This window comes from Chryseobacterium proteolyticum, assembly GCF_046591535.1.
GTDB classification, from domain to species: domain Bacteria; phylum Bacteroidota; class Bacteroidia; order Flavobacteriales; family Weeksellaceae; genus Chryseobacterium; species Chryseobacterium proteolyticum.
The window spans coordinates 479426-504170 of the sequence record NZ_JBJLWK010000003.1; the positions used below are offsets into that span (position 1 = coordinate 479426).

18 protein-coding genes and 2 pseudogenes are annotated in these 24745 nt (G+C 37.2%); 8 read left to right on the top strand and 12 right to left on the bottom strand.

The genetic code is table 11. The annotated features are described in order from the left end of the window. Positions 1-67: 67 nt before the first annotated feature. The 4 genes and pseudogenes from hemE to hemA form a co-directional block, all read right to left on the bottom strand. Positions 68-1093, bottom strand: coding sequence for a uroporphyrinogen decarboxylase (hemE, locus tag ACJ5H0_RS13230; RefSeq protein ID WP_172282052.1), 1026 nt, complete (start codon positions 1091-1093; stop codon positions 68-70). A gap of 41 nt (positions 1094-1134) precedes the next feature. Next, on the bottom strand, positions 1135-1818 hold the full coding sequence (locus ACJ5H0_RS13235; protein ID WP_411249883.1) for a uroporphyrinogen-III synthase: 684 nt from the start codon (positions 1816-1818) through the stop codon (positions 1135-1137). 35 nt (positions 1819-1853) lie between these two features. Next, on the bottom strand, positions 1854-2762 hold the full coding sequence (hemC, locus tag ACJ5H0_RS13240; RefSeq protein ID WP_273650372.1) for a hydroxymethylbilane synthase: 909 nt from the start codon (positions 2760-2762) through the stop codon (positions 1854-1856). Then, positions 2749-4024 (bottom strand): annotated as a pseudogene (gene hemA, locus ACJ5H0_RS13245) (glutamyl-tRNA reductase). The gene hemC and the pseudogene hemA overlap by 14 nt, the downstream one beginning before the upstream one ends. A 240-nt stretch (positions 4025-4264) precedes the next feature. Here hemA and ACJ5H0_RS13250 point away from each other — a divergent pair. The 6 genes and pseudogenes from ACJ5H0_RS13250 (at position 4265) to ACJ5H0_RS13275 (ending at position 10569) form a co-directional block, all read left to right on the top strand. After that, positions 4265-5290, top strand: a complete 1026-nt coding sequence (locus ACJ5H0_RS13250) for a rod shape-determining protein (protein WP_034680746.1) — start codon at positions 4265-4267, stop codon at positions 5288-5290. Positions 5291-5316: 26 nt separating this feature from the next. Then, complete coding sequence (gene mreC, locus ACJ5H0_RS13255) at positions 5317-6171, top strand: rod shape-determining protein MreC (protein ID WP_345991011.1); 855 nt, start codon at positions 5317-5319, stop codon at positions 6169-6171. After that, positions 6164-6670, top strand: a complete 507-nt coding sequence (locus ACJ5H0_RS13260; protein ID WP_172282059.1) for a rod shape-determining protein MreD — start codon at positions 6164-6166, stop codon at positions 6668-6670. Before mreC ends, ACJ5H0_RS13260 begins: the two co-directional genes overlap by 8 nt. Then, positions 6667-8698, top strand: a pseudogene (locus ACJ5H0_RS13265) (peptidoglycan D,D-transpeptidase FtsI family protein). Before ACJ5H0_RS13260 ends, ACJ5H0_RS13265 begins: the two are co-directional and overlap by 4 nt. Then, positions 8695-9924, top strand: a complete 1230-nt coding sequence (gene rodA / locus ACJ5H0_RS13270; protein WP_172282061.1) for a rod shape-determining protein RodA — start codon at positions 8695-8697, stop codon at positions 9922-9924. The pseudogene ACJ5H0_RS13265 and the gene rodA overlap by 4 nt, the downstream one beginning before the upstream one ends. Positions 9925-10017: 93 nt before the next feature. After that, positions 10018-10569: a pentapeptide repeat-containing protein gene (locus ACJ5H0_RS13275; protein ID WP_411249884.1), complete on the top strand. Its 552-nt coding sequence runs from the start codon at positions 10018-10020 to the stop codon at positions 10567-10569. Positions 10570-10705: 136 nt separating this feature from the next. Here ACJ5H0_RS13275 and ACJ5H0_RS13280 read toward each other — a convergent pair whose 3' ends face one another. From ACJ5H0_RS13280 to ACJ5H0_RS13315, 8 genes are all read right to left on the bottom strand, one after another. Continuing rightward, entirely contained in the window at positions 10706-11416 is a 711-nt protein-coding gene (locus ACJ5H0_RS13280; protein WP_172282063.1) for a C40 family peptidase, read from the bottom strand. 303 nt (positions 11417-11719) lie between these two features. After that, positions 11720-12826 carry an efflux RND transporter periplasmic adaptor subunit gene (locus ACJ5H0_RS13285; RefSeq protein ID WP_411249885.1) on the bottom strand — a complete coding sequence of 369 codons (1107 nt, stop codon included), beginning with the start codon at positions 12824-12826 and terminating at the stop codon, positions 11720-11722. Positions 12827-12856: 30 nt separating this feature from the next. Then, positions 12857-16126, bottom strand: coding sequence for an efflux RND transporter permease subunit (locus ACJ5H0_RS13290; RefSeq protein ID WP_273650378.1), 3270 nt, complete (start codon positions 16124-16126; stop codon positions 12857-12859). 32 nt (positions 16127-16158) lie between these two features. Beyond that, positions 16159-16776, bottom strand: a complete 618-nt coding sequence (locus ACJ5H0_RS13295) for a TolC family protein (protein ID WP_411249886.1) — start codon at positions 16774-16776, stop codon at positions 16159-16161. Then, positions 16739-17551 carry a TolC family protein gene (locus ACJ5H0_RS13300; protein ID WP_411249887.1) on the bottom strand — a complete coding sequence of 271 codons (813 nt, stop codon included), beginning with the start codon at positions 17549-17551 and terminating at the stop codon, positions 16739-16741. Before ACJ5H0_RS13300 ends, ACJ5H0_RS13295 begins: the two co-directional genes overlap by 38 nt. Before the next feature lie 99 nt (positions 17552-17650). Further along, positions 17651-19003: a sensor histidine kinase gene (locus ACJ5H0_RS13305; RefSeq protein ID WP_411249888.1), complete on the bottom strand. Its 1353-nt coding sequence runs from the start codon at positions 19001-19003 to the stop codon at positions 17651-17653. Further along, the gene (locus ACJ5H0_RS13310; RefSeq protein ID WP_172282069.1) at positions 19000-19692 is read right to left on the bottom strand and encodes a response regulator transcription factor; all 693 of its coding nucleotides are present in this window, start codon (positions 19690-19692) and stop codon (positions 19000-19002) included. The genes ACJ5H0_RS13305 and ACJ5H0_RS13310 overlap by 4 nt, the downstream gene beginning before the upstream one ends. Before the next feature lie 165 nt (positions 19693-19857). Next, the gene (locus tag ACJ5H0_RS13315) at positions 19858-22053 is read right to left on the bottom strand and encodes a glutamine synthetase III family protein (RefSeq protein ID WP_411249889.1); all 2196 of its coding nucleotides are present in this window, start codon (positions 22051-22053) and stop codon (positions 19858-19860) included. 291 nt (positions 22054-22344) lie between these two features. Between ACJ5H0_RS13315 and ACJ5H0_RS13320 the strand changes: the two genes are divergently transcribed. Both ACJ5H0_RS13320 and ACJ5H0_RS13325 read left to right on the top strand, forming a co-directional pair. Beyond that, a complete protein-coding gene (locus ACJ5H0_RS13320; RefSeq protein WP_172282071.1) occupies positions 22345-24036 on the top strand; it encodes a DUF6909 family protein in 1692 nt (563 codons plus the stop codon). Positions 24037-24224: 188 nt separating this feature from the next. Then, on the top strand, positions 24225-24695 hold the full coding sequence (locus ACJ5H0_RS13325) for a DinB family protein (RefSeq protein WP_411249890.1): 471 nt from the start codon (positions 24225-24227) through the stop codon (positions 24693-24695). Positions 24696-24745: the final 50 nt, after the last annotated feature.

Genomic DNA, 24745 nt, shown 5'->3' on the forward strand with positions numbered 1-24745 from the left:
TTGTAATAACAAATCCCTTTCAATAATTATTGAAAGGGATTTGTTTTATATCTGAGTCGTGAAACTATTAAGGTTTCCAGTCTACAACAGCTCTGATAAAGGCTTCTGCGTTCTCCAGTGGAATGTTTGGCAGAATTCCGTGACCTAAATTAGCAATATAGCGATCCTTTCCAAATCGATGAATCATCTCGTTTACCATCTTTTTTATGGTTTCAGGGGTTGAATGCAATCGGGCCGGATCAAAGTTCCCTTGAAGGGTCATTGTATGATTGGTTAAAGTTCTTGCAAACTCAGGTTTTATTGTCCAATCTACTCCAAGAGCTGAGGCCTTGGACATTGTCATTTCTTCCAGGGCAAACCAGCATCCTTTTCCAAATACAACCACGTGGGTCAACGGGCTTAAGGCTTCCACGATCTGATTGATGTATTGCCATGAAAATTCTTGATAATCATCTGGAGAGAGCATTCCTCCCCAGGAATCGAAAATCTGCACTGCAGATACTCCTTTTTCTACTTTTCTCTTTAAATAGGCAATGGTAGTATCTGTAATTTTTTGAAGAAGCAAATGGGCTGCTTCCGGTTGTTGAAAACAGAATGATTTGGCAATATCAAAAGCTTTACTTCCTTTTCCTTCCACGCAATAGCAAAGGATAGTCCATGGAGATCCTGCAAAACCGATCAACGGGATTTCGTTATCTAATTTTAACAAGGTTAATTCTATGGCATCAAAAACGTATCCTAAAGTATCATTCACATCTGGAACCACAACATTCTGAACCTGCTCCATTGTTCTGATGGGAGTGTCTAGCCATGGGCCTACTGATTCCTTCATTTTAAAGTCGATTCCCATTGCTTGTGGTACTACTAAAATGTCAGAAAACAAAATAGCAGCATCCAACGGATATCTACGGATCGGCTGTACGGTAATTTCAGAAGCGAGTTCAGGAGTTTGACATCTTGTAAAGAAATCATATTTATCTCTTAATGCAATGAATTCCGGCAGGTATCTTCCGGCCTGTCTCATCATCCACACAGGAGGTCTTTCTACGGTCTCTCCGCGAAGGGCTTTTAAATATAGGTCGTTCTTAATCATAATTTATTTAAATCTGCAGTAAAATTGATAGCGCAAATTTGCTACAGGTTGTTCTTACTTTCTCTTCTGATCATTTCTAAAATGGAAACCAGAGTATTACCTTCTGAAGTGAAAATTTTTTCCCGGGTATACTTTTTTATTTCATTGGAGGTTGTTTCTCCAATAGAAAACAGCTTCGTATGATCTAATGAATTTCGCTTTGCAAAACTACGAACTCCACTTGGACTGAAAAAGACTATGCCATAATATTTTTCAGATATTAACGGATTGATCTCTTCGGTATTATAAACTGTTATCTTTCTGTACTTGATATTTTGTAATGGCAGTTCATTGTCCAGAACATCAATGGCCAGGTTTCCACAAAAATGCAGGAATTGTTCATGTGGACAATGCCCAATGATAAATTCCGAAAGTGCTTCTGCATTTTTCAGAACCTTAAAGGTGCCAAACCCATATTTTCGGAGGATTCTTTTTGTTTTTTCCCCGACGCAATAAATCTTGTTGTAATTTTTTGTCGTAAAATCCTCATTAGGTCTGAACTGATTTTCGAAAAAAGAAGTCACTCCGTTGGCACTTGTGAAAATAAGTGAGTAATTTTTTAAATCGAATGGTTTAACACGAACCGGAGTTGTTTTAATTACCTCAATACAATCAACCCCAATGTCATCTCCTAATTCTTTGGATAAAACAGAGGGGTCTATATTTTTGGTAAATAAGATTTTCATTTGAGATAAAATTGATTGCCGGCAAAAGCCTGAATTTATATCTGGCTCTTTATTTCGGCCATTAATTCCTTGCCACCATTTTCGAGTACTATTTTTGCATATTTTTCTCCGAAATTTTCACTCTCATTATATGTGAAATTTTCGTCCGTTGCGATGCAGTTTTTTCCGTCCAGTGAGCAAAGTGCTGCTTTAAAGCGGATCTGGTCATCAAATATTTCAGCAAAGGCTCCGATGGGTGCAGTACATCCTCCTTCAAGGGTACTAAGGAAATTTCTTTCAATCTCAACGCAGATTTGTGTGGGTTTATGATTAATCTGACGTACTATTTCATTGATTTCTTTTTTATCCGAATGTCCGGCAACTGCGATAACTCCCTGAGAAGGCGCTGGGATCATTAAAGGAAGCATCTCGTAATCAATGTCCATTTTCATTCTTTTGATTCCTGCTAAAGATAATATAGTGGCATCAAAATCCTGTTCTTCCAATTTTTGAAGGCGTGTCTGTATATTTCCACGAATATCGGAGAAAGTTGCTTCCGGATAATATTTCAGCCAAAAGGCTCTTCTTCTCAAGCTGCTTGTTGCTAACTTAAGTTCATGAAACTCTTTATTTTTTGCTGATTCTTTTCTTATTAAAACATCCTGCGGATAATCTCTTTCCAGATATGCGATAAGTTCTGTATGTTGGGGAAGTTTTGTAGGGACATCTTTCAGAGAGTGTACAGCAATATCTATTTCATCATTTAATAATGCGGTATCCAGATCTCTGGTAAAAACGCCTGTAATCCCTAAAGCGTAAAGAGGTTGATTAAGATTTTTATCACCCGAAGAAAGGATGGGCATGATCTCAGTCGTGTAATTATTATTTTGCAGATACCTTGCGACCTCTCTCGCCTGCCAAAGAGCAAGTGCTGAATTTCTTGTTCCTATTCTAATGCTTTTCATTGAATTCGTTGTTTGGTTGTTCAACTAATATTTCGTGCATTAATTTACTAATTTCTTCGGCTTTTAAAGGGTTATCTATGATGTATTTTGCAAAACGGCTGGTAATTTTCTGAATCATCTTTTCAGAAAGTGCCATATCGTCTACATTGATGTATTTATTTTTTCTGTAGAACTGATGCATTTCATTACGCTCCATATTTTTCAGGACCGCTTTGAAATGATGAATGTTGGGAGCGAGTTTTCTTTTTTTTCTCCCACTCTATGAAGTCTTTAGACATTTCCTTGATGATCTGTTCTGCTTTTGGAATTTCTTTTTCTCTCTGCTGGATTGTTTCCTGAATTTGTTTTGATAATTCATCCACATCGATCAAGGTTACATTTTTATTATCCGTAACATTTTTTTCAACATTGTGGGGAATGGAAAGATCAATGACCAAAGTTTCCTTTCCGTTTGGAAAATGTGAAGCGTTTACAATAGGATGTTTTGCCCCTGTTGCCACAATCAGAATGTCTGTATCTTTCAGTTCTTTATCGAAGTCTGCATAATCAACGTGGGGAATGGTATATTTCTGAGAAATCTTTTCAGCTTTCTCCTGGGTTCTGTTGGTGATTTTTATTTTAGGCTGATAAACGTGCTTTACAAGATTCTCAACCGTATTTTGTCCGATTTCACCCACTCCTAAAAGCAGAATATTTTTCTCGGTAATCCTTTTTTGATTATTCAGAATGTAATGAACAGCAGCATAAGAAACTGAAGCGGCCCCATTGGATATCCCGGTTTCATTTTTAATTCTTTTTGAAATCTGGATCGCCGAGTTGATCGCTCTTTCCAAATAAGGATTAGAGTTCTTTCTTTCTTTTTTAAAACGGCTGTATGCTTTTTTGATCTGCCCGATAATCTCAAAATCCCCGATGATCTGGCTTTCAAGACCCGCGGCAACCCTGAACAAATGAGTTAAAGCCTCCTCCTTGGTAAGGATATTGGCAAACTGCAAGAAATCAGTAATGTTAACCCCGATCGTTTTACAGTATTCTTCAGCAACCAAAAGATAGTTGGAAGTAGTGGTATATATTTCGGTCCTGTTGCAGGTAGAAACCACAAAGGCATCCCCTAAATTTTCATCGTGAATACGGGTAACGAAATTTTTTATGTTTTCATCAAAAAACGCAAATTTCCCTCGTGTTTCTCCATCTGCCTTTTCGTAGCTTATGGAAAGAACGGCGAAATTTGAAGTTTGATTTGTATGAGTGTTTTGTAACATATCCGGGGGCAAATTTACGCTTTTTTTAATTAAACACTTTCTGAAATTGTGTATGATAATTATCGTGAAAAACTATAAATCCGTTACTGTTCTGAGTTTGGATTGATATTATAAGAAATTAAATTGACCGTTAAAGAATTATTTCAAATTTTAATAAAATTTTAACCAAATTATATGCTTGCCAAATTTTATTGGTAGTGTTTAATTTATATCTTTGTAAACTTAAATCAGAAGAAAAATATGAGTTTATTCGATATGTTTACGCAAGAAATTGCGATAGACTTGGGAACCGCTAACACACTTATCATCCATAATAATAAAATTGTTATAGACCAGCCCTCAATTGTTGCAATTGAGCGATCTACTGGAAGGCCGATAGCTGTTGGTGAACAGGCTAAACATATGCAGGGGAAAACCCATGAAGACATCAAAACAATTCGTCCTTTGAAAGATGGGGTTATTGCAGATTTTCATGCTTCTGAACATATGATCAAGGAGTTTATTAAAAAAATTCCTGGTATAAAAGGTAAATTCATTCAGCCTGCTTTAAGAATTGTAATCTGTATCCCTTCCGGAATTACGGAAGTGGAAAAAAGAGCGGTAAGAGACTCTGCACAAAAAGTAAATGCTAAGGAGGTAAGACTGATTTATGAACCAATGGCGGCTGCAATAGGAGTAGGAATTGATGTTCAAAAACCGGAAGGTAATATGATCATTGATATAGGTGGAGGGACAACTGAAATTGCAGTAGTTGCTTTAGGAGGTATTGTTTGTGACAAGTCTGTGAAAATTGCAGGGGATGTATTCACGAATGATATCGCTTATTTTCTGAGAACACATCACAACCTTTATATTGGTGAAAGAACAGCCGAGAGAGTGAAAATTGAAGTAGGATCTGCTGTTGAAGATCTGGATGTGGATATTGAAGATATTCCGGTACAAGGTAGAGACCTTATCACAGGTAAACCAAAAGAAATCATGGTTGGGTATAAAGAGATTGCCCGCGCATTGGATAAATCGATCATCAGAATTGAAGATGCCGTAATGGAAACTCTTTCTTTAACACCACCTGAACTGGCAGCTGATATTTATAAAACAGGTATTTATCTTGCAGGAGGAGGTGCATTGTTGAGAGGTCTTGCAGACAGATTACATAAGAAAACAGGTCTTCCTGTTTTTGTAGCTGAAGATCCGTTAAGAGCGGTTGTTCGCGGAACCGGGATTGCACTTAAGAATATGGATAAATTCAATTTCTTAATTAAATAATTTTAACTTTTACGAACACTATCTGAATGGGATTTTTGCTGAGATTATTTTCGAAGAACGCTCTTTTTGTCTTCTTTATTTTCTTGCAAATTATTGCTCTGGTCCTTATATTTTCTAAAAATGCCATGCAAAAATCCTGGATTGCTGGTCAGTCCGCAGCGTTAAATTCCTGGGTTTCCGGTTATATTGATGAAGGGGTTTCTTATTTGAAGCTTAAGCAAATCAATGAAGATCTTGTTGCTCAGAATAAAGCTTTAATGATTGAACTGTATGGAAAGGATGGTGCTAAAAAGCCGATCTTCAGAAAAGTTCACGATACTTTAGGAGGTGGCCAGATCTATACATTTGTGGATGGCGAAATTGTTTTCAACAGTATTAACAGGAGAAATAATTATTTTACGATTAACCGTGGCCGCAGAGATGGGGTATTTCCTCAGATGGGAGTTATGGCTCCGAAGGGAATTGCAGGGATCGTTATAAATTCAACAGATAGTTATGCTTTGGTTCAGTCGGTTTTAAGTGTTAACCGTATCAGGATCAATGCTTCGTTAAAAAAATCTGGGTATTTTGGAACCTTAACATGGAACGGAGATAACTCTAGGGTAATGCATTTGGCAGATATCCCGAAATATGTAGCCCTGAAGATTGGAGATACGATTGTTACCGATGGAAAATCAGCGATTTTTCCCAAAGGGGTAATGATTGGAACTGTGGCAGGATACTCAGTAGATAACAAAACCGGTTTCTGGGATATTTCAGTAGAACTCAGTGAGAAAATGGGTTCCCTGAATAAAGTGTATGTGGTAAAAAGCCTGAAGAAAGCTGAGGTTCAAAAAATCCAGGATACATTACAGGCAGTAATAAAAAAGGAAAATGATTAGCAGAACACTTTTTACGGATATATTAATCATGATCTTTCTTGTTGCATTACAGATTTTTGTATTGAACAGGATCACTTTGTTCGGGAAGTATACTCCCGTGCTATATCCTGTATTTGTCATGTTTTATCCTTTTTTCAGAAATAAATTTCAATTTTTGGCATTGAGTTTTTTAATAGGACTTTCTATTGATGCCTTCTTATATTCATGGGGAATTAATGCACTGGCTACAACACTTATTGCGTATTTCAGAACATTGATCTTCAGGACGTCCACTGATACGTCCACCGACTTCTTTTCTTTTCAATCTCTGCAATGGGGGCAGTTCTTACTTTTTCTATTTTCAAGTATTTTCCTGCACCAGCTTTTAGTACAGTATATTGAGTTCTTTAAGTTCAGCAGATTTTTTGAAATATTGTTTAATGTGTTGGTAACAAGTGTAATTTCCTTTATATTTATAGTTGTTTACGCATTAATCTTTAAAATCAAACAAAAAGTTTGAACACACGTTATTTAAAAATCTTTGCCGTTGTTGCTGTTATTGCCCTTATTTTTGTGGCAAGGCTTGCATATTTGCAGTTATTTACGGACAGGTATGCGCTAAACGCGGCTAATACATCTATCAAAATAGAATATGTGATCCCGCAAAGGGGTGTTATTTTTGACCGGAATGGAAAAATCATGGTAGGTAACCAACCGGCTTATGAGATATCTTTCACTCAGGCTTTAATGAAACCTGATTTTGATACTTTGGGATTTTGTAATTTAATGAAGATAAGCAAATCCGACTTCATTAATAAAATCAATACAATCAAGAAAGAAAAATATTATTCTAAGCTCACTCCGATGACTTTTATCAAAGATCTGAGCAGAGAAGATATTGCGAGGGTTCAGGAAATCATCTTTAAATATCCTGCATTCAGTATCGTTTCCAGACCTCAGCGTCAATATGAGGTCTCCACTTCCGGAAATCTATTAGGGTATACAAGTGAGGTTAATGAAAGAGATATAAAAAAGGATTCGCTTTATTACCTGCCGGGAGATTTCATTGGAAAAACAGGAGTTGAAAAATCATACGAAAAAGAACTTCGTGGGGTAAAAGGGATGAAATACATCCAGAAGGATATCAGACTTCGAAACATTGGTTCATACAAAAACGGAGCATTAGATAAGGATGTAATTACAGGAAAAGATATTACTCTGACCATTGATTATGATCTTCAGAGAATGGCGGAGGAAATGATGGTGAATAAACATGGTGCCATCGTTGCCTTAGATCCTAATAACGGGGAGGTTTTAGTGTCGGCGACAGGTCCGGATATTGATCCTAATCTTTTCACAGGGCCTATGAAATCCAAAAATTTATACGCTTTATCTAAAGATACGATCTACGAAAATAAGCCAACATTTGACAGGTCTCTGCAGGCAGGGTATCCTCCTGGTTCCACTTTTAAACTACTTACGGCATTATCTGCTATGCAAATGGGAGTAATGGATGAAAACACGATTTTCCCTTGTGGGGGCGGATTCAATTACAGAGGATTACGAATCAAGGGGCACGGTGGAGCGGAACCTTTAATTCCTTCCATACAGGTTTCAAGTAACTGTTATTTTTCTTATGCATTTTTAGCGATTGTTAATAAATATCCGGGAAATCCATCTAAAGGTGTTGACGAGTGGAAAGCTATTATGAGCAGCTTTGGGGTTGGAGAATTTTTAAACAATGATTTTGCCGTTGGTGCAAGAGGAAGAATTCCTTCCGGAGCATTTTATGAAAAAAGAATGGCATCCATCCTTAAAGCAAGTGGTTCTAAAAAAGACAGTAAAAACTGGGATCCTTTGGCTACAGGTGCTGTTTTCAACGGAATGGGACAGGGGGACGTAATGGTTACTCCTTTGCAGCTTGCCAATTACGTGGCAGCTATTGCCAATAGGGGATGGTATTATACTCCGCATATTGTAAAATCAATTGACGGAAAGCCTAATCCGGATCCGAGATTTAAGAAAAAGCATAAAACTCTAGTGGACCCTAAACACTTTGAACCTGTCCTTAAAGGAATGGAAGCAGTGGTATTAAGAGGTACGGCAAGAGGATTGAAATCAAATGATTTTACTCAGCTGGCCAAGACAGGGACTGCTCAGGTTCCTCAGGGTAAAGATAATTCCATATTTGTTTTGATTGCACCGGCGGATAAGCCAAAAATTGTAGTGGTTGCTGTAATGGAGCATGCAGGATTCGGTGCTACATGGGCAGGACCAGCAAGTACGGTGATCGCTGAGAAATATATTACAGGAGATCTGAAAAGAGAAAATCTTTACAAAAAGATGACATCTGCCAGCTTTATGCCTGAATATAAAAGACAGTGGATCGTCGATTTAAAACGTAAAGGTTTATACAAAGATCCGAAACAGGATTCTGTAAAACTAAAAAAAAATACAGGACAGCCTGGATTTTATAAAGAAACAGAAAGAAAAATTACAGAAACAGATAGACGCAGAAACTCAAACTAAAAAAGATAAAAAGCAATGAAATGGACAGAAGGATTAGATAAATTAGGCCTTGGTCTATATTTCCTGCTTTGCATTTTTGCGATAGCAAACATCTACAGTGTGGAACCGGCAAGTGGGACCAGACAAGCAGTTTGGTTTGGGATATCTGTTTTTGTAGGACTCATTATCTTTTTCACCCGTACCAAGTTCTTTGAGAATATGGCAGGGATTATCTATATTATTGGAGTCTTATTACTGATCGGATTGTTTCCCTTTGGAAAAGAAGTTCTTGGGCAAAAGAACTGGTACAAATTCGGACCTTTAAGTTTGCAGCCGGTAGAGTTTGCAAAACTGGGAACAGCATTGATGCTGGCTAATTATGTCTCGGGTCCCGATTTTAATTTAAGTAATAGAAAATCTTTATTGACCTCTCTGGCGATCGTGGGAATTCCTGCAGTTGTTGTACTGGCAATTCCGGATGTTGGCTCACTGCTTGTTTTTGTAGCATTTTTCATTGCATTGTATAGAGAAGGATTAAGTGGATTATTATTCGGGATAGGATTTCTTTTTGCTGCTGTTTTTCTTGTTTCTCTTGCGGTGAATCCTATTTATGTAGTGATTGCTATCCTGGTCATTGCAGGAATTTTAATTGCAATGAACTATTATAAAATGTCCTGGAATGTTATATCCATTTCAAGTATTGCAGGCTCTATTATTCTGTTGTGCGGATTGGCATTTGCAACACCTTATATTTTAGAGAAATTACCTAAACACCAAAGGGAGAGGATAGAGGTTCTTTATAAAGGAGAAAAGGCATTCAGGGATACTTCAGGATATAACCTTCTTTATTCAAAAACAGCAATTGGCTCTGGCGGACTTTTAGGAAAAGGATATCGTGAGGGATCAGTAACCCAGGGCAAATTTGTACCTGAACAGAGTACTGATTATATTTTCTGTACCGTTGGTGAAGAATGGGGATTTGTAGGAAGTGCGGGACTTGTTTTGTGCTACTTATTGTATATTGGAAGAATCTATTATCTTGCAGAGAAGCAAAAGTCTATTTTTAACAGGGTTTTTGGCTACTGTTTTGCTTCCATCCTGTTAATGCACTTTTCGATCAATTTAGGGATGGTTATGGGACTTTTTCCAACCGTTGGGATCCCGTTACCTTATTTTAGTTATGGAGGAAGTTCTTTGCTGGCCTTCTCTACTATGACCTTCATCTTTTTTAAGCTCAACTATTCGGATAAAAACAGTCTGGTATAGAAGCGGTCGTTATAGGTTAGCTACAAAAGGCTTTCTAAAAACTCATCGTTATTATTAAAACTTATTACAAAAATTTCTTTTAAACATCCTGGTATGAAAGAAGCATACGTTATTAATCAGGTTTTTGAAAATGGGGACTTTTCCCAATTTCAAAAAGGCGAATATGAAAATTGTATATTCCGGAACTGCCATCTTGAGTATATGGACCTTTCTTTTTTCAGTTTTAATGATTGTGAATTTATCGGATGTAATCTGAGTATGGCAAAGCTTGTTTCAACAGCATTTCGGGAGGTGGTGTTTAAAGAATGTAAGATGTTCGGGCTTCACTTTGATGAATGCAATGAGTTTGGAATGTCGTTCAGATTTGAAGGGTGTTCTTTAAACAATTCTGTTTTTTATAAAACATCGATCAAGAAAACTTTGTTTAAAAACTCAAAATTGACGGAAGTTGATTTTGCAGAGGCAGACTTATCGAATTCCGTATTTAATAATTGTGATCTTTCCGGGGCAATCTTCGAAAATTCCAACCTTGAAAAGGCTGATTTCAGAACATCTTTCAATTATACTATAGATCCTGCTTCCAACAGGCTGAAAAAGGCTAAATTTTCACTTTTCGGAAGTGCATGGGCTACTTTATCGCCTTGACTTAGATATTGATCGAAATAGTTAGCTTTTGGCGTTGAAAGAAAGATGTCATCAAATAGAAACCAATTGAAAACAGATAAAACAGAAAGCCATCAAATATTTGATGGCTTTCATTATTTAAATCAATTATTTAAAATTAAAAACTTGTTGCTGTTGATGCTGTAGTTGCAGCTAAGTTATTATAAGCATCTCCCTCTTCATTAATCACTCTCTTTGCAAATCTGAATTTCGGTCCCCAATATGAATCATTAAGTGACGAAATCATAACTCCTTTAGAAGTAGCTGCATGAATAAATTTAATCTCCCCATCCTCAGAAACACTTTCTACAATACCAACGTGAGAGATTCTTCTACCGTGAGAAAAGAAAATCAAATCTCCTTTCTGTAGGTTTTCTTTTTCAACTCTCTCTCCTTCCTGAGATTGAGAAGCTGCAACTCTTGGTAAACTAAGACCTGCTGCTGCTCCGAATACAGAAAGAACAAAAGCTGAACAATCTATACCATTTCTTGTTGTTCCTCCATATCTGTAAGGAGTTCCTAGGTACGTTTCAGCTTCGGTTAGGATATTGTCGATCGTTTTATTGTGTTTGATTGCTTTGGCAATCTCAGAATTTCTTAAAGTATTTTTTGCATTAGATAAAACGGCTGCCTTCTCAGAGATAAAAGAATTGATTAATTGCTTCTTATCCTGTTCCATTTTTCTGGTATCTATAGAAGCTAGTTTGGCATCTGTTTTGTATTCTTTAGTGTAAGTTGCTGGTTTTGAAACTACGTAGTTTGTAACACAAGATTGTAATGACATCGTAGAAACGAAAGCAGCTAAATAAAACAAAACTCTTTTCTTCATATATATTTGATTATCCGTGTTAAATAAGGAATATTTATTTCTAAAAGCATTACAAAAGTAGAGATTCCAACCAAAAGAGCTTCGATATGATTAATGTCAGGTTCTTACTTTAACACATTTTAACATATTATTTACGTATGTTAAAGAAAAACAAACCGCAACATCCCATTTTTGGTGATACTGCGGTTTTTTTTATTAAGATTCTTTAACAAAGTAAAATCTCATTCCTTTAATAATGGGTTAATTTTTACTTTTTGTAGAAAAACGAATAAAAAATATCTTTTAACAACTAATTAAGATTAATTATTTTGTGAGCTTTACTTTTATATTCTGTCCGTCGCGGATTTCTTCCGTTGCTGATTTGATAATCACATCGTTAGGGCTTACTTCACCAATAATGGTTGTCGTATCACTATTTGAAATTCCGGCAGTAACAGGAACCCAATGGGCAATGTCTTTTTCAACTCTGATAACGAAAACACCTAATGTGGAGTTTAATACTGCTGATGTAGGAACAGATAGGGCTTTATTGTTATCACTTAACGGAAGAATTACATTGGCAACCATTCCCGGCAATAATTTTTTATCATTATTGTAAACATCCATTTCCACAGATTGAGAGCGCAGCCTGTTATCCAATGCTCCTGCAAATCTGGATACTTTAGCGGTAAAGGTTTCTCCCGGGATAGATTGTACAGAGAATTTTATCTCTCCATTCTTATTTAAGCTTCCTGTGTAAGCTTCCGGAACATTTACTACCAAACGAAGTTTGTTTTGCTGAACAAGACTGAAAAGGGGAAACTCGGATCCTTTCCCGGAAGGTCCCACATAGGCTCCTGCACTTACATTTCTGGTTGCTATATTCCCACTGAATGGAGCCCTGATCTGAAGGTAGTTTTTAACATCCATCACTTCTCGATAAGAGGATTTTGCGGCCTCAAGCTGTGCTATGTCAGATCTTTGGGCAGCAAGTGCCTGTTCCAGATCAAGTGCAGATATGGTTCCCGGTGTTTTACTGGTTTCTTTCAAACGATCATATTTCGCTTTACTGGCTATATATATTGCTTCTTTAGATTTTAATGCTGATGCTGCAGCATTTTGCTGCGCATTCAATTCCGGAGCTTCCAGTGTGGCCAGCAACTGTCCTGCTACAACCTCATTTCCTACATCTACATACAGTTTTTTAACAAAACTGCTTATTTTAGCATATACGTCTACTTTCTGGAAAGGCTGAAGTTCCCCGGGAATAGTGGTGGATGAAGCGAAATCTCCCTGCTTAGGATTGATAGCTTCTATTTCAGGTGCTGATGGTGTTGCGGTCTTTTTTACTTCCGCTTTGTTTTGTTCACAGCTTTGCAAGCTGAATAATAGAACAACTGCCGGAATGAAATATTGATATAAACGGTTCATATTTAAATTTTTAATAGCCATTTGGTTATTTTATTTTAAAAGTTCTGGTATAAAGTGGATACTTTCTTCATCCTCAGGGTCAAGTGATACGCTTTGGGTAGAAGTTTTTCCCTGTCCCCATGCAAAAGCCAACGGAAGAATAAACAATGCTGCAAATGTAGAAGCAATTAATCCTCCGATTACTGCACGTCCTAACGGAGAGACCTGATCTCCGGCTTCTCCTAATCCAAGTGCCATAGGAACCATTCCTACGACCATTGCTAAGGCGGTCATTACAATAGGTCTGATCCTTAGTGCCGCAGCTTCTCTTGCTGATAGTAAAGCATCTCCATTATGTTTTCTCAGTTGCTCTGCATTCGTTATCAATAGCACGGCATTGGAAATAGATACCCCTACGGACATGATAATACCCATATAGGATTGAAGATTAAGCGTTGAACCCGCAATAATAAGCAATGCAAGAGAGCCTAATAATACCGCAGGGACAGTTACCAATACGACTCCGGATACTTTAAAAGACTGGAAATTGGCAGCCAGCATCAGAAAGATTACGAGAATGGCAATGATCAGACTGCTTTGTAAACTGCTCAGGGTATCGTTGAGAGTCTGGCTTAGACCAATTAATCCGACATTCAGCCCTCTCGGTAATTCTCCAAGGTTGTTAATTACCTTCTGGACATCTTTTGATGCTTTTCCTAAATCGGTGTGATTTAAATTGGCCGTTACTGTAAGCATTGGCATTGCACCGAGGTTATCTGTTTCCCCGTACGTGTAGCTGTCTTTTATAGTTGCCACATCCCCTAAATTAGGTCTGTTAGAGTTTTTCAGCAAAGGGATTCCTGCAATCTGAGCTTTGCTATTCATTTTATTTTCAGGGATCTGTACCTGTACGTTATAGCTATATCCTGCTTTTTCGTCAGTCCAGATGTTTTTTTCGGTGTATCGGGATGAAGAGGTAGAAGCAACCAATGAACGTGAAATGTCGGTCATGTCTACTCCCAGTTGGGCTGCCCTGATCCTGTCTACGTTGATGTCAATCGAAGGGTATTTAATCGATTGCCCGATTTGGACATCTCTTAAGTAGGGTATTTTTTTAAGTTCCTCTGCTATTTTTTTAGCATAAGTTTCGTTAAGCTCTTTGCTTCTGCCTGATAATCTTACTTCAATCGGAGTTGGAGATCCCTGGCTTAATATTTTTTCTGTTAATTCTATGGGCTCAAAGGAAAGCTTCATATCCGGATTGATGCTTTTAGCCTTTTCTCTGATTTTATCTTTAAGATCATCCAGGTTTGCATGGAAGCCTTCATGTAATCCCACTTGTAATACTGTTTCATGTGATCCTGCCATCCAAAGATATATCGGGCTTACAGAAAAAAGATTCGGATGGGTTCCAACATAAGCTGAGGTAATAGAAATGTTATCTTTTCCGACAATATCCTTAATGCCGTCGAGCAGCTTCAGTGTTTGAAGTTCTGTAGTTTCAATCCTCGTTCCATCCGGGATACGCATCCTTACCTGAAACTGGGAACCATTTACCTGAGGTAGCACGTCTCTTCCTATGCTGTTGAGAAAGAGAGCGACCAGTCCCATTGTTACCAGAATATAAGCCGAGACAATAATTTTCCTAAAGGGCATAATCCGGTCAAGAAATTTAAGGTACCGGAATCTCACTTTTTCAAATAGGCTTACTTTACCATCCCTGTTGCTATCGATGTTTTGCAGGAGTATTTCTTTCTGGCTCCAGGTGTCTGCTTCATCACTTAGTCCCGCAGCATCAAGTTCTTCTGCTTCGGTCATGGTATGGCCGTCTTTCGCTTTGTGGTGCTTTACTTTCATAATCCAGTTGGCCATTACAGGAACAAAAGTTTGTGCAAGGAAATAAGAAATGATCATACTGAATCCTATTGCCAAAGCCAAAGGCAGAAATAGGGAGCCTGGAATTCCTTCCATTGTAAAAGCCGGGGCAAAAACAGCAAGAATACAGAACAAGATCAAGAGTTTTGGAAAAGCAATTTCCTTACAGGCATCCCAGATGGCTAAGGCTTTTGGTTTTCCCATATCGAGATGCTGATGTATATTCTCTATGGTAACGGTACTTTCATCAACGAGGATTCCGATAGCCAGCGCAAGCCCACTTAGGGTCATAATATTGATGGTCTGCCCGAAGAGATTAAGAAACAGTACCGCTGAAATAATGGAAATAGGAATAGTAAGAATTACAATGATAGCACCCCGTATATCTCCAAGGAATAAAATAACCATGAGTCCTGTCAGCAGGGCACCTATTGTTCCTTCACTCATCAAGCTTTTAACGGAATTGATAACATATGTCGATTGGTCAAATTCAAAGCTTACCTTAACATCGTCGGGAAGATTAGACTGGATCTGGGGAAGTTGTTTCTTAAGATTTTGGACAACATCCCAGGTTGAGGCATCAGCACTTTTGGCAATACTCAGGTAAACTGAACGGCGTCCATTAACCAATGCGTACCCGGAGGTCATGTCTGCTCCGTCGGTTACCGTTGCTACATCTTTTAAATAAAGGTTTTGTACTCCTCCTTTATATAAAGGAATGTTTCCAAAATCTTTTACGTTTTTGATCATCGTATTGGTTGGAGTAATATAATATTTATCCCCGATGCGTACATTCCCTGAAGGTGCAGTCTGGTTATTAAGACGTAATGCTTCTACAAGTTGATCAGGAGTTAAATTATGCTGGCGGAGTAAATCCGGGTTGGCATTGATTACCACAGTCCGTATATTTCCTCCAAAAGGAGGAGAAGAAACAATTCCGGGAATGGAAGTAAATGTGGAGCGAACATATACGTTGGCTAAATCAAGAAGCTCATTGTTATTTCTTTTATCACTGCTCAAAACAAGCTGCCCCACGGGAAGGGTAGACGCATCAAAACGGATAATGAACGGAGGGTTGGATCCCGGAGGAAATGCTGCCTGGATCCTTGTGGAAAAAGAGTTGAGCTCAGCAGCGGCCTGGGCCATATTGGTTCCCGGATAAAAATTGATTTTCATCAGTGTCAATCCCTGAATGTTTTTAGTTTCAATACTTTTGATCCCGTTTACGAAAAGGAAAATATTGATGTACTGTTTAGCGAAAAAAGCTTCCATTTGTTGTGGAGTATATCCGCTGAAAGGGTGGGAAACGTAAATAACCGGTAAATCCAGTTTAGGAAAGATGTCGACTTTGATCGAATTGGCGGACCGTATTCCAAAGAAAAACAGTCCGGCTACAATCACCAGAATCGTAATGGGTTTTCTTAATGCAAATCTTATTAAGTTCATTGATCTATTATTGATGTAATTTATATTTAACCTTACAGTTCACTTTCGAAAACTGTAAAATCACCTGTTGCGGCTGCTTTTAATAGTAATGCGTTCCAAACGTTGCTAATAGCGATGTCCCTATCTGTCTCTGCTCTTATCAGTGCATATATGGCCTGGGATAGGTCAACAATATCTGTGAGGCCGTTTCTGTATAATGCAGATCGCTGGATATAAGCATCATTTGCAGATTTTAATTGAGCCGGAACCTGATCGTACACGGTAAGAGCATTGTTCCATTTATTTTCAGACAAATCAAGCTGTGCCTTGAGCTGCTGTTCTGCAAGATCATATTCATGCTTTAGCCCCTGGCTTACATAGTCCTGCGCGCTGATTTCTTTTGATAATCTGAAGGTCTGTGTGAAATTCCAGGATACTCCCAGTCCGATCAGATAATTGCTTCTGGTTGGGTGGATTCCGTCCCAATAAGACATAGAATAGTCATTTTGGTTTTGAGCATATCCGTTACCGAATCCTGAGGCGCGTGTTTGTATAATTCCAACCATGGAAAATGATGGATAGTATTGTGTTCTGAGCAATTGTTTTTCTTCTTCACTTACATCGATCCGGCTCTTATAAAATGCAAGAAGAGGGTGGTCTTTTAGGACCAAGTTTTTTTTCTGATGGCAGATCTGTTGGAATTCTTTTGAGAATGGTACTGTCAAGTCTGAATTCCTGGGACGGAATACCCATTAACTGCGCCAGTTTATTTTCCTGCTCCTGCTCATTGTCTTTTGCCTTTGTGTAAGTGATCATGGCGTTGGCATAGTCTGCTTTGGCAAGAGAAAGGTCAACCCCGGGAACGAGCCCGTTTTTTTCTTTAACCTCAACAATTCTCCTTATGGTGTCGGTTCTTCCTAAATTCTTTTCATAGGATAATTTCAGCTTTTTCGCTGCCAGAACATTCAGATAAGCTGCCGCGACTTTTATTTTATGCTGAAATATTTCATCGGAAAGGTCTCTGGTATCTCTTTGGTTTTTAAATTGAGCCACCTTTACTCTTTGTTTTGCTTTTCCAAATGAAAAGAACTCCCAATTGACATTAGCAAGATACAGGGCTCCGAATGAAGCATTCCAGTTTTGTTCAGGAAGAGGAAGTCCGGAAGAGGCTACTCCGTAACCACCAAATCCATATAAAGGACCGTTCTGTCCATTTACAGTTCCAAAATCCTGCTGTACACTTAAGTTGAGGTTGGGCAAATACTGCCTTTTGGCTAATTCTACGGATTCCTGCGATGATAAACGGTAGGATTCTTTGGCTTTAATGGTTCCGTAATTGTGGACAGCTGTTTCAAGTGCGGATTGAAGTGTGATGACTTCCTGTGCGCTTACTTTGTTGATTAAAAAAATCGTAGAGACGGATAGAATAAAAGCTCTTAAAAGCATCGAGTATATTTTTTTCTTTATTCAAAGTAAAAAACACATTTTGAAGCAAATTTGAAGTTCTGTATAAATTAATCAAACAACCGTTTTTGTGGATTGATTTTATTCAGCAAAATTAAGTGATGGCTTTATGTTTTCAATCTCTTGGGAAGGGGTGGAAGAGGAAGTTGGAGTAAATAAAGAGTGGTTTTCTGTTGAATCAAAATAAACCGTAATACAATGCCAGCCATCACTAAAGTCGTAATGAACAGGGAATGTATTGACTTCGCAAATTTGTTTTACGATTGAAAGGCCCAAACCAATACTCTCTGTGGATTGATTGCTTTTCTTGAATCTTTTAAAAAGTTCCTGGGTGGGAATATCAGGAGGCAATCCTGTATTGCTGATCCTGAAGAATTTATGGGTCAGTGAAATTTCTATATTTCCGTTTTTCACATTGTGCCGGATTGCATTGGATAAAAGATTGTTCAAAAGAATTTCTGCTAGTGCGGGATGGATTTTTATGTATACATCTTTTTCACAGTGCCTGTTCAGGGTGATGTTTTTTAATGCAATATGATCTGAATAAGCATGGATGGTTTCTTTTTCCACCCGGCAGAATTTTAATTTCTCATATGTGAGGAATTCCTGATTGTTAAGTTTTGTAAGCAGGATCAACGAGCGGTTGATTCTGGTAAGTTTATCTATGGAGTTTTGGATGTCGGTCAATAATGCCGCCTGTTTTGCATTGATTTCTGTTTCAGCTAAAAGCTCAACTTTGCTCTGTATGATTGCCAGAGGGGTTTGTACTTCATGAGACGCATTTTCACTGAATTCTTTAACGGAGGTGTAATCTTCAATGGCTTTATCGGTCATGAGCCTGAGAAACTCATTAAGTTTTTTAAACTCATTTGTGCTTGTTGAGAGTAACTGAAGAGGTTCCCGCTTCTGAATATTAAAATGATGAATATTATCTATAGCGTGATGGAAAGGCTTAAGTATATACCGGGATAATATTCTTGCGGTAATGAATACTATAGCTGTGATGAGTAGTACTTTTAACAGTAATGCAGTGAGCATACCTTTCATGATCTGTTCTGTAGAGGTGATATAGCTATAAGAAGAGATCTTGTATGTTTTATTTGCGGCTGTGACAAACGTATTGATTTGTATTTTACATTCGTTACGAGAGGGACCATTATTATCCAGGCAGGTGTGAATAATTTCAGGGTTGGTAGGAATAATACCACTTCCTGTATAGGGTTTAATAGAAATGGGTAATCCCTGAGATGTTTTTTCAGGTGTTTCTCCTCTTTTTAGTTGGGCGGCTACATAATTATTTACTGATCTCAGTCGCTCTATTTCAACATTGTCCAAACGTTTTTTAATATTGGAATAAGAGATGTACATGCTAAGAGGAGTAACCAATAGTACAATGGCAATGAACCAGATCGATATTTTATTTAGTAAATTCATGAGCCGTTATATTTTGACGCATTAAACTTATAGCCCAGACCATAGATTGTTTCTACATAATCATTACCCTGTGCAATTGCTATTTTCTTTCTGAGGTTTTTAACGTGCTGATAAACGAAGTCAAAGTTAGCTAAATTATCGGTATGATCTCCCCAAAGATGGTTAGCGATGGATTGTTTGGACAGGACCCTGTTTTTATTAACCAAAAAATAAAGCAATAGCTCAAATTCTTTCTGCGTGACATCTAATCTATTTTCATGGATGAAAACCTCAAAGGTATCGGTATTCAATAATATTTCATTAAAACGGACATCATTGTAACCATCCATTTTTTTCCTGCGATATACTGCTCTAAGTCTTGCGTGTAATTCGGGTAAATGAAACGGTTTTGTAATATAATCGTCGGCACCCTTTTCAAGGCCTTTGATTTTATCGTCCAGCGCATCTTTAGCTGAAATAATTAATATGCCGCTGTTGATTTTTTCACTTTTAATATGATTGAGGAGGTTCAGCCCATTTCCATCCGGGAGCATAATATCGAGTAACAAACAATCATAAGTATTGAAGCTCAGGCGTTCCAAAGCTTCATTATAATTATAGGCACATTCGCAGATGTAGTGCTCTTCTTCCAGATAATACGTCATGCTGTGGGCTAGTTCTTTATTATCTTCAATGATCAGAATTTTCATAGAACAGCAAAGTTAAATCTAAATTTTATATCAATTTTGAAGTTGTGTAAAATATTGTTTGTTAAGTGTTTAGTTTGTTTTATTTTCAGGAATAAAAATAGAGGAAATGGAATAAAAAAAACTCCCCAAAAAGGGGAGTTTAACTAATATGGACTTTACAAAATGTTATTTTGTAAATAACATTTCTCTGTATTTTGTCATCGGCCAAAGCTCGTCGTCCACCATCATTTCAAGATTATCAGATGCATCTCTGATTACATCGAAAAGAGGTTTCACTTTGTTGCAATAATCTTCTGCCTGCTTTTGGCTGTTAGATACTGCTTTTGCTGCTTCTCTTGCTTTGATAAGATCTTCAACTCCTAATTTGATTACAGAAACATTTTCAGAAATATTAGTGATCAGGCTCATTTGTTCTTTTGCCAACGTTTTGAATTCTTTATCTCCGAAAATTTCTTTAAGACCTTTTACGTTTTCAATTAATCTGTTCTGGTAATTTAAAGCAGAAGGAATAATGTGGTTTCTTGCGATATCACTTAGAACTCTTGCTTCAATATCAATAACGGTAGAGTATTTTTCAAGTTTGATCTCATTTCTTGCTTCTACTTCTCTATGAGTAAACACTCCTATTTCTTCATAAAGAGCTAAGAACTTCTTATCCATTTCCTGCTTTAAAGCTTCCGGAGTGGTTTTTAAGTTGTTTAACCCTCTTTTCTTAGCTTCTTTTGCCCAGTCATCAGAATATCCGTCACCTTCAAACATGATATTTTTACATTGTTTGATGTATTCTCTTAATACGTTGAATATCGCTTCGTCTTTCTTTAATCCTCCTTCAATTAAAGCGTCAACTTCTTTTTTGAAATCATTTAACTGCTTTGCTGCGATCGTATTCATTACGGTCATAGATTCTGCACAGTTTGCAGAAGAACCTACAGCTCTGATCTCAAATTTATTTCCTGTAAATGCAAATGGTGAAGTTCTGTTTCTATCGGTATTGTCCAATAGGATTTCAGGAATTTTACCAACAACATTTAATTTTAATTCTGTTTTTTCTTCAGGGGATAATTTACCGCTGGTTACTTTTTCCAATTCCTCCAATACTCTGAATAACTGACTTCCGATAAATACAGAAATAATTGCAGGTGGAGCTTCATTAGCCCCTAATCTGTGGTCATTACTTGCAGAAGCGATACTTGCTCTTAAAAGATCTGCATATTCATGAACAGCTTTAATGGTATTAACAAAGAATGTTAAGAATTGCAGGTTTTTCTTAGGGTTTTTCCCTGGGCTTAGTAGGTTTTCACCTGTATCTGTAGCCAATGACCAGTTATTGTGTTTTCCACTTCCGTTTACTCCGGCAAATGGTTTCTCGTGGAATAAAATATGAAAATGGTGTTTATGGGCCACTCTTGCCATAATATCCATCAATAAAGAATTGTGGTCTACAGCAACGTTTACTTCTTCAAACATCGGAGCCAGCTCGAATTGATTAGGAGCTACTTCGTTGTGTCTAGTTGTTACAGGAATTCCCAATTTCATACACTCTATTTCCAACTCTTTCATGAAGTTCATTACTCTTGTCGGAATAGACCCGAAATAGTGGTCATCCAGCTGTTGTCCTTTTGCCGGTGAGTGTCCAAGTAAAGTTTTACCTGTTAATACAAGATCCGGACGCGATTGATACAATGCCGAATCCACTAAGAAATATTCCTGTTCCCATCCTAAAGTAGGAGTTACTTTTGTTACATTTTTGTCAAAATACTGCATTACGTTAGTTGCAGCCTCGTCTACAGCATTCAGAGCTCTTAGAAGAGGAGCTTTATAATCCAGCGTTTCTCCCGTATAAGAAATAAAGATCGAAGGAATACAAAGTGTAGTTCCCATGATGAAAGCCGGTGATGTAGGATCCCAGGCCGTGTAACCTCTTGCCTCGAAAGTATTTCTGATTCCTCCGTTCGGGAAAGAAGAAGCATCCGGCTCTTGTTGGATAAGCAGGTTTCCGCTGAATCTTTCAATAGCTCTTCCTCCTTCGATTGGTGTGAAGAATGAATCGTGCTTTTCAGCAGTTGATCCTGTTAAAGGTTGAAACCAGTGTGTGTAGTGTGTTGCCCCTTTGCTCATTGCCCAGTCTTTCATAGCTACCGCTACCTGATCTGCAATGTGTCGTTGAATTTTAGTTCCTTTTTTAATAGCATCCATAATAGATGTGAATGCTTCTTTCGTCAAATACTCTCTCATGGTTTCTTCTGAGAAAACATTTTGACAGAATAATTCAGACAATTTTGCAGGAACTTCAATGGAGTTATCCTTTCTGAAGTCCTTGAATGGTAATGTTTCTAACGCTTTGAATCTTAAAGTTGACATAATAGGGTTAATTTTTACAGGGCAAATTTACAAAAAAATGAATTGAAAATGTTTTAACCCTTATTTTTTTAGGGGTGTTTGTAAAATTTATGAAAATTATCAGAAAAATAGGTCTTGAGTGGAAGGATTTCAAATAGGGCGGGAAAATGAAATCAAATATTTTATAACTCAAAGATAAGAATACTTTACTATTATATAGGATACAAAAATGTATACAATTTAACCTCCTTGTTAAAAGATACTTAAAATGATTTGCAGTGTAATTTTGTATATTTGTGTGAAATTTATTTTATGACAAATTCTAGAGCAAGAGAAACAACAGAGGCTATTGAAAGACTATACATCTCTATGAGACATTTATTCTATAGAGGATTTTTCAAGCCAGGAGGTGTTTCGGGAGAAAGTATAAGAAGTTTGTTAAAAACAATCAATCCTGAAATTTATGGTACCATGAATGTTCCGAATAAACTGGAGCTTGATGGTTTGATGTATGTTTTAGACAGGCTTCCTGAAGGAATTGAGGAGTGTGCTTTTATTCATCTTACATCAGATGAGGGTTTTGATAAAGGTAGTTTCGAGCCTATTGTTCCCAAAAAGAGAAGAAGAAACTGTTATAGAATTGATGAACACCAAATGAATATTGAAGTTCTTTTGGGACGTTCAGAGATCTATGATATTCTTACTCACTTAACATTCTTATTTATAGAAGCGGATAAAATTCGTAATCTGGCATTTATTCAGGATGAAAACTGGAAGCCGACACGTGCCTTTAAAATTATTGAAGAGGTAGTAAAAGGAGAAAAGAAATTCAGTAGAAAAGAAAAGGAAGTTGCACTTATTCATCTTTCTTCTCTGATCGGAAGAACTTTTGAAGAAACATTAAAAGCGTATAATACTTTTGGAGATGATGAAAATCCTGACCGTTTATTCAAAATCATCTATAACTTAGGAAAGGTAAGTTTAGAAGATGCTAAGCAGAGCAGAGAAAGAGAAATCCACTTCAGTGCTATATTGAAAGAAAGAGTAGGCCATCATTATTTTGGAGAAAAATGGGCAAATAAAGTAAAAGAAGTTTTGTATGATAACGGGCTTCACATGCGTCCCTTACATATAATCTCAGCAAACATGCATTCTGTGAAAAATATGCTGTATGCTAATGATGCACTTAAGAAAAAAGACCATAAGGAAGTTGATTATAAACTGTATGGTGAAATTTCCGATAAGAAGGATCTTCGTGATAAAGTTTCAAAATATGCGGCCGACCAGGGACTTATATATATCGATGACAAGAGCGGTAGTAATATAGATGTTCAAATCATTGATCTAAGTAAAACTGATCTTAAAAATACTCCATTCGGACATATAAAATATTCAGGAGATGATGTAATCATGGTTTTTGATTATGCCTTCGGAGAACAGGCTTTTGAAGTAATGGATGAGCTTTTAAGACCTTTCGAACACAAAGGGGAAGTCTATATGATGAAAGTAAAATCCGTATCCATTATGGGTAAAGCCGGAATTCTAAACGGAGGTAAGGGAGATATTATGATTCCTACTTCTCATATTTTTGAAGGAACAGCCGATAATTATCCTTTTGAAAATGCTTTAAAACTGGATGATTTTAAGGATGATGAATTGAAAGCATTTGAGGGAGCTATGATTACGGTTTTAGGGACTTCGCTTCAGAACAGGGATATTTTATCTTATTTCATGAATACCTCCTGGAAAGCTATCGGTCTTGAAATGGAAGGGGCTCATTATCAAAAAGCCATCCAGGTGGCTTCTAAGATCAGACATCATATTGCACCGGACCTTTTTGTTTGTTATGCATACTATGCTTCTGATAATCCTTTAGAAACGGGAAGTACTCTTTCTTCAGGAGGTTTAGGACTTACAGGTGTAAAACCAACATATCTCATTACCCTGAAAATCCTTGAAAAGATTTTACTAAGTGGAAAAAAAGAAGTTACTTCTAAAAAATAATACTTCTTTAAATTATATATAAGCCTCGAGTTTTACACTCGAGGTTTTCTATTTTTAAATACCAATGCCATTGATGTTTTTCACTAACAGCAAATGCATTATTTATGGTTCAAAAAATTGGATTATCTCCAAATCTGCAAGAACTGAGAATGAAATTAATTAACTTTAAAAAAATAAAAATGAAAAGCATGAGCTCAGCCATACAATTATCAAAAAGATTCAGAGAAGTTATGCTTGACGGTCTCTGGATCGCCAATACCAATTTTAAAGATCAGCTTTCTGATGTAACCTGGGAACAGGCGATAACAAAAATTGGTTCTTTGAATACGATCGCAATGCTGGCATTCCATATCGATTATTATATTGCTGGTGTTTTACAGGTTTTTGAAGGAGGAGTGCTTGAAATAAAAGATAAATTTAGTTTTGACTTACCTCCGGTAGAATCTCAGGAGCAATGGGAGAAAATCCTTAATAAACTTTGGGCAGATTCGGAAAGGTTTGCCGAGCTACTTGAACAAATGTCGGACAATAAGCTTAGTGAAGTTTTTGTAGACGAAAAATACGGAACTTATCAAAGAAATATAGATGGAATGATTGAGCATTGTTATTATCATTTAGGGCAAATCACTTTGATCAAAAAAATGATTACCCATCCATAAACTAAAGAACTCTGATTTTGTTATGAGATCCTTAGACAGCATCTCAAATT